At 40.3% G+C, this 7,710-nt stretch carries 3 protein-coding genes and 2 pseudogenes; 1 reads left to right on the top strand and 4 read right to left on the bottom strand.

The genetic code is table 11. From position 1 onward, the window contains the following. Positions 1-144 precede the first annotated feature (144 nt). Positions 145-1,587 (top strand): IS1182 family transposase, encoded by a 1,443-nt coding sequence (locus PS1M3_RS19990; protein WP_202819453.1) that lies wholly within the window; start codon positions 145-147, stop codon positions 1,585-1,587. A gap of 318 nt (positions 1,588-1,905) precedes the next feature. On the opposite strand, the pseudogene PS1M3_RS19985 reads toward PS1M3_RS19990, so the two are convergent. The 4 genes and pseudogenes from PS1M3_RS19985 to istA (PS1M3_RS19970) all read right to left on the bottom strand — a co-directional run. Then, positions 1,906-2,364: pseudogene (locus tag PS1M3_RS19985) on the bottom strand (endonuclease); the annotation flags it as partial. A 71-nt stretch (positions 2,365-2,435) separates the two neighbouring features. After that, complete coding sequence (istB, locus tag PS1M3_RS19980; RefSeq protein WP_008108839.1) at positions 2,436-3,191, bottom strand: IS21-like element helper ATPase IstB; 756 nt, start codon at positions 3,189-3,191, stop codon at positions 2,436-2,438. A 14-nt stretch (positions 3,192-3,205) separates the two neighbouring features. After that, complete coding sequence (istA, locus tag PS1M3_RS19975) at positions 3,206-4,750, bottom strand: IS21 family transposase (protein WP_024600838.1); 1,545 nt, start codon at positions 4,748-4,750, stop codon at positions 3,206-3,208. 218 nt (positions 4,751-4,968) lie between these two features. Next, positions 4,969-6,378 (bottom strand): annotated as a pseudogene (istA, locus tag PS1M3_RS19970) (IS21 family transposase); the annotation flags it as partial. Positions 6,379-7,710 lie beyond the last annotated feature (1,332 nt).

The raw sequence follows: 7,710 nt of genomic DNA, 5'->3' as shown, positions 1-7,710 counted from the left end.
ACGTGCCCAGACTGTGTGAAAACTCTGATCACCTTTTGGTCTAAGTATCTGCTGCTTATGATCGATTAATCTATACATTTAGTTCACTTAATATACTGATATTTATATAATAAGACTATTGATTCAGTCGAGGGTTGAGGCAATATGTCAAAGTTTATAAGCGGTGAAGATCGTAACCAATCAACGTTATTTCCAGAATCGTTGGAAGACTACGTCAGTGAAGATAATACGGTCAGAGTAATTGATGTTTTCATTGAGGAACTAAATCTAGCTGAATTGGGGTTTAAAGGATTAACCTTAAAGTCCACAGGCCGCCCTAAGTATCATCCAGCCACACTATTAAAGCTTTATCTTTATGGTTACCTCAACCGTATTCAATCATCCCGCCGATTAGAAACCGAATGCCAACGCAATATTGAACTGATGTGGCTACTTGGTAAGTTGGCACCCGACTTTAAAACGATTGCTGATTTTAGAAAAGACAACGGAGGCGGTATAAAAAATGTATGCAAAACGTTTGTTGAAGTCTGTCGTCGCCTGAATATGTTTGAGAAACCCGTTGTTGCCATCGATGGTAGTAAGTTTAAAGCTAGCAACAACAAAGGCAATAATTTTACGCCAAGCAAAGTTAAATTTCACATCGACCGAGTCGAAAAGAACATTGAACGTTATCTTGAATTACTTGATGAAGCCGATAAAGAGCAAGCTAACGTCACAAAAATTAAAGCCACAAAAGAGAGACTAGCTGACTTTCGTAGCCAGTTAAAAAAACTATACGAGATTAAAGAACAAGTTGAAGCTCATCCTGATAAGCAAATATCCACTACTGATCCTGATTCACGTTTAATGAAAACTCAAGGTTTTACAAGAGTTGTGAGTTATAACGTACAAAGTGCGGTTGATACCAAGCATCACCTCATAGTGGCGCATGACGTGACCAACGTGCCAGATAGAGGCCAGCTTGCGTCAATGACGAAACTCGCACAAGAAGCATTGCGCAAGAAAGATATACGGGTATTAGCAGATAAAGGTTACTTCAGTCAGCCTGATATAAAAGACACTATCGATTTGGGTGCAGAGCCAATCATGCCCAAGACGGATACATCGTCCTCTGAAAAGAAAGGGATATTTAACCGCTCACTTTTCAAATACGATGCAAATAAAGATATTTACTTATGCCCCGCTGGTAATGAACTTCAAAATCGAATGCAGGTATTTGAGCAAGGTAAATACCTTGATGTTTACTTCAATCACATTGCTTGTCGAGATTGTAAAATAAGAAGTCAGTGCACTAACTCTAAAAAAGACCCTAGGCGAATAAGGCGGTGGGTGCATGAGATTCTGACAGAAGAAATGCTTCAAAAGCTAAAGAATGAACCTGAATTGATGCTTCATCGAAAGCAAACTGTTGAGCACCCCTTTGGCACAATTAAACTCTGGATGGGAGCTACCCACTTACTAACACGAGGTTTAAAAAGCGTGGGGACAGAAATAAGTCTTCATGTTCTGGCTTACAACTTCAGAAGAATGCTCACAATTATGGGAGTTAATGGTCTAAGTAAAGCGATTAGAGTAGCGTTGCTATAGCAGTTTCGCTCGCGCGGAGAAAATTGTGATACTGAGAAAAAATCGATCGCAACCATCTTAAATGGTTTCAAACTAAGAACATACCCAAGACAATTTATTAAAAATTAGTTTTTACACAGTCTGGGCACAGAGCCGTCCTTCAGCTCTAACTCATTTTTGTCCAAAAATGATTTTGATCGACCGTCTGCTGATCGCTCAAAGCTCTTCATTCTGAATTAAAAGCTAACCAATAAAATCTGAGGGTTTCACGTTGAAAATCACTTAATATAATTGATTATTAATTCTAAGCTTTCATAAATTATGATTAAGATGATATGTTTAAAGACCTCTACTCTCACAGCGACTTTTTACTACATCGTTTTGATTCTTTTGTAACTTTGAAATTTTTTCTGCTCTAGTACATTCCCAAGCATCTACAGGATACATTTTATCCCACGCATTCATTAGCTGGCTTTGTGCTTTACTCATGCTGTATCGTTTATAGGTGTTCTCCATATACAGATAAGTACGCGCAATTTGCCCTCTAGCCATTTCAGGTGGCTCAGCTTTGCTGTCGTCAATCTTCATCGCACAACGTCCAAAATCGCTTTGAGCCGCTGGAAGCATAGTAAAGTTATGATTACTTCTCAGAGCATTCACGGCACCAATGGCCGGATAGAGGTTGAACATATCAGCTTGCATAAAACGGTATTCAGTATTTACTTTTTCTGCACATCTTCGACCCTTAAATGACTTCCCCTTACTATTTACACACTGCTTATGTCCATCTGCGTATTCCGGTGATGGTGAACACCGATTCCGGTTTTATCGTGAACACTTAAATTCCACGCATTGGGTTCATGACATTTTTAACCTAAGTGTTCACGATGGTCAATTTTAGATTGAATTTTTCTCATAGACTCCCCCTTTAATTTTATCCGATGAGCATTGTGCATTAGTCGATCTAAAATGGCATCGGCTAAGGTATTATCGCCGATGGATTGATGCCATTCTTCGGTGGGTAATTGACTGATGATGGCGGTTGATGAACTGCCGTGCCTATCATCCATGATCTCCATTAAGTCATTTCGTTGTGCCGCTTTAAGTGGCTCAAGCCCCCAATCATCTAAAACGAGTAAGTCGATCTTAGCGAGTGACTGTAACATTCGACTGTAAGTGCCATCTGCTTTGGCTTGTGTCAGCGCAAGCATCAACCTTGAGAGTCGGTAATATTTAACGCTGTAGCCTTTCATGCATCCTGTATGCGCAAGCGCACAAGTGATATAGGTTTTACCGCTACCGCAAGGGCCTGTGATCAGTAAGTTTTGTGATTTATTCAGCCAATCACATTGCAGTAGCGATGCCATCATCGATTGATTGAGACCTCGCGGGTGATGATAATCTATGTCTCTGGCGTTAGCGGCTAATTTAAGTTTTGCCGCTTTAAGTAAGCGTTGTTGTTTTCGGCTCTCTCGGTCTTGGGCTTCACTGTCTGCTAGCAGTTGTAGTCGCTCATCGAAGGACAACCCTTCATAAGTACTTGGTTGTTCCATTTGGCTCACTAAGGCGTTGGCCATACCACTGAGTTTGAGTTGACGAAGCTGAGTTATCGTTTGTTCTAACATAGAATTTCCTTACCTTAATGGAAGCTTTTAGGACCACGGATATTTTCATGGGATTGTGGCAATAACGTCGACGGCTCTTCTTGCGTTCGCGGCAATTTATCTTGGTTGCTACTGAGTATGTCTTTGATATGTTTTAACCGATATAAACTGTATTGATTGGCTATCGCACAGGCGTTATTGAGCCGATCGGCGGGATAGCTTCTTGATAGGTTGAGTAAGCCTAAGCACACACGATACGCTTGTTCTTCATGTTGTTTCTGTGCCAATTGTGCTTTCACCCAGAGCAAAACGTCATCTCCAATATCTTTCGCCCAATTCATTAAACGCCCTGGTGACCATTTATGATGCTTCTCATGCTTTACAGGCATGTGCTCGGATGTGGTGGTCATGCCCGGATGATATTTTCTCGGGTGACTGGTGATGCGTTTATGCTTGAAATAAGCCTCAATCAAGTTGTCTTTGGCATGAAGTTCAAGCTTTTCACCCACCAAGTGATGGGGTACCGAGTAAAGATGGTTATCATACTGAACGTGATAATCAATATTCACTTTGACGTGTTTAATATCCGTGAATTGATAAGCTAGTTTGGGCATAGGCGCGAGGGCGGGTTTGTCGATTGACTCGAACCATGATTGTCGTGTCCCACTCAGTTGCTTAAAGGGCTTATTATTGACCTCAAGCAGTAAGGCTTTGATGCAATGGTTTAGCTCAGCTAATGAGAAAAAGGTTTGGTGTCGTAACTTGGCGAGTATCCAGCGTTCAATGATTTGCACGCCCACTTCGGCCTTGGCTTTATCTTGTGGTTTTCTGGGACGAGCAGGCACAATCACGGTGCCATAATGCGCGGCCAATTGCTGATAACTCGGGTTAACATCAGGGTCGTAGCGACACGCTTTACTGACACCACTGCGTAAATTATCGGGGATAACCATGTCAGGTATACCGCCGATAAATTCAAATGCTCGCACGTGACTGCCGATCCAGTCGGGTAGACTTTGGCTCCAGGTTGCTTCACAAAATGTATAATTTGATGCGCCCATCACCGCCACGAATATCTGGGCGAACTTCACTTCACCCGTCGCATTACAAACAATGGGCATCGTTTGACCCGCATAATCGACAAAGAGTTTTTCTCCTGCTTTATGCACTTGTCGCATCGAACGTTTTTGCTTTTTAAGCCAGGTCATATAGCGATCGCAGAACTGAGAATAGCTGTAACAACGATTCGGATATTGCTGAGTATATTCTTCCCAGAGTAAGTTCTTGGTGACGCCTTTGCCCGTTAATTCTTTTCGAATGGCTGGCCAATCTGGCACTTCAAATCGCTGGGATGGCCGAGTGTCGGCGCGAGGATAGAACTGACTAGCAAGCACAGAATCATCAAGCTCGTCGGGCAGTGGCCAACTTAACGATAAAGCTCTGGCTTTAGTGAGTAGTTTTTGAATACCACCGACACTGATCTTAGTGCTGGCACTTATTTTTCTGACACTGAGTTGGGCAGCAAAATGTAGCCTCAACACTTCTCGAATTTTACGCATTGTGATCCTCTTAGTCGCCATATCCCTTCCTCAGTAATACAAAAAGGAAATAGCTTAACAAAGTAATTAATAATCAATGCGTTGAAATTGTACTGGTTTGGTGTGAACACCGATTCCGGAAAATCAGTCAAAAGTGTTCACGATAAAACCGGAATGAGCGTTCACGCTAAAACCAGAACGGGTGTTCACGATGGGCCGGAATCACTGTTCACGATGCTCCGGAATATGCAATTCATGCAAATTGCTCGGTAACATGCTCGCTCGAGGCGTTCTTTTGAATACGTTTTAGCTAAACTTAATACCCCTAAACAGGTGCGATAAGCTTGCTCTGGATGACGTTTGCTATTAAGCAATAATTCAACGACTTGATGAGTATAATCACCGATACTCAATGCCCATGAGCGTAAATTTATCGGTGACTGCTCATGCTGTTTTTGATGCGCCTTTGGCATATGATGTGTCTGTGTCGTATGTCCGCCTAAACGGTTTGAGCGAGGATGCTGTGCTATTAAAGTGCCGTCATAATAAAGCTGCACGAGTTGATTGGATATGTGTGCGCGTAATTGTTTTTTAACCCACAGATAAGGCACGCTGTAGTAATGTTTTTCTATTTCAACATGGTAATCAATATGCACACGTACTGTTTTGATTTGTGTATATTGATAGGGCTTTTCAGGCAATGGCTTTAATGCGTTTTTATCCACCATATCAAATAGCTGTTTGCGTGATTGTTGATATTGCTTCATCACCTTATTGTTCATCATATCCAGTAGCTTTGCTATTTCATGATTGAGTTGCGCTAAGCTGTGGAAGGTTTGGTTACGTAAGCGTGCCATGATCCAACGCTCAACAATTTGTACGCCGACTTCAGCCTTCGATTTATCTTTGGGTTTATAAGGTCTAGCCGGAATGACAGCAACGTTAAAGTACTCGGCTAACTGGTGGTACGTCGGATTTAAATCAGGCTCGTAGCGACAGGTTTTACTGACAGCACTTCTGAGATTATCGGGAATAACAACGTCAGGAACGCCGCCTAAAAATTCAAAGCAACGCGCATGACTCATTACCCAATCTTCAAGTTGCTGACTATACGTTGCTTCAGCATAGGTATAATTTGATGCACCTAGTACAGCAACGAATATCTGAGCAGTGCGCTTTTCTTGTGTCGTCGGACAAGTAATGGTAATTGTGGGGCCACAATAATCCACAAACAGCTTTTCACCCCCTTTATGCTGCTGACGCATTGAGAGTCGCTGGGTACCTAACCATTGTTTATAAGCTCGGCAGAAGTGACTGTAGCTGTAATAAGGCTCACCCACTTTTTCAAGTAACTCATCAAATACGAGCTGTAATGTTAGGTGTTTATGTTGTTTTAAGTCTTTATTGATATTTAACCAGTCAGGCGTTGGGTGTCTTTTTTTACGCGTTGAGAAGCGCTTGAGTTTGGTGTTGAAAAATGTATTTTGCTGTTTATCCTCTGGTATTGGCCATTGATTTAAGCCTAACTCATTGGCCTTTTTAAGGTAATTAGCCACAGTACCAGGTGAAATATTTAAACTTCTGGCAATCTCTCGATGGGATAATTGTGCTGAGTACTTCAGCCGTAAAATGGAATGTAATTTACTCATAGATATAGGTCTTGTTGTCATTGTTGTTATCCTCATCAAACGATTCAGATAACGGTTTAACACACCTACAAAAATGATAAAACGTGAACTCGGTTACGAGTGGTATTAAGCTTTGATCGGCAAAATCATTAAGAGCATAAATGTGATCATTTACAAGTGATTTTAGTGATCAAAGCTTAATGAGAATAAGCGATCAAAGTTAATGCAATTGGGTGATCAAAGCTGGAGAGAATATGCAGCTTGCACGCATAAACACTCGCGCGTGTTGATCTTTCGCCATGACTTTTTGATCAGTATGGTAAGGCGTTATAATTTGTTTCGCCAAAAATAGCCAGTAACCCCATACCATCGTGACTTCTCACCGCCCTCGGAAGAGGGTTTACGGTGAAATTCAGCCAGCGAGTGTAATCTAAACGGGGCTGTTCACTGTATTACTAATATTTCACCTTAGACATTTTTTGCATGAGATGCACCTGAGCTTTGTGTTGAGAAACCTATTTTGCTGTTTATCTTCTGGAATTGGCCATTAATTTAAGCCTAACTCATTGGCCTTTTAAGGTAATTACCCACAGTAACAGATGAAATATTTAAACTTCTGGCAATCTCTCGATGAGAGATAACAGCATCATTTTTAACTAAAATTAAAGTATAGTTATATGCGTATTTTATGTATTATTTTTAACCTCATTCACAGTTTACAATGCGCTATATTAAGAGCTTTATAGTTATGCTGTACTTACTTTAACTCTATTTTTCACTATTAAATTTATACTCCATACAGAAATTACGTAATATAAAATTATAAATATAAGCAGCTTATTTTTGCCCTTAATAACACCTCTTAACCTATTTTTCGCCTTTTTAAATACAAATGCGTAGTAACAAAACTATATGGATGTGATGGTTGAAAGTCATTATCATCCTTGCGCATTCTTTAATAAATATAGATTAGCACATCATTAAAATGGTGAAATTAAACTTTTATTAACCCAACCAACGCTAATAGCGCGCTGACTTTTTCCTAGTAGATGATTTAAAGTATTAATGCACATACATGTGCAGCTTTTACCTATAAATCACCGCAATTAAGTTTGATTTAATTAAATTAAATGCACATGTATGTGCAGCTCTGTTTTAAAATCACCTGTTACTTTGAGTGTTCTACGTTTTACTTTGTTTTTATATTGCATGTGCAGCTTTAATTAATAAATGCACATGTATATGTGCATCTTTCTTTTAGAGCTACCTTGTTTTTCTTGAAACGCTCACACCTTGCTTTGCAATTGTTCCACATGTGCATTTGTTACTAATAAATGCACATGCATGTGCATTTATTTTTTTAAAGGCGATATT

This window comes from Pseudoalteromonas sp. PS1M3 (assembly GCF_016865405.1).
GTDB lineage: Bacteria > Pseudomonadota > Gammaproteobacteria > Enterobacterales > Alteromonadaceae > Pseudoalteromonas > Pseudoalteromonas marina.
Note: the sequence above shows the minus strand (reverse complement) of the source record. Positions and strands in the feature narration are given on the sequence as shown.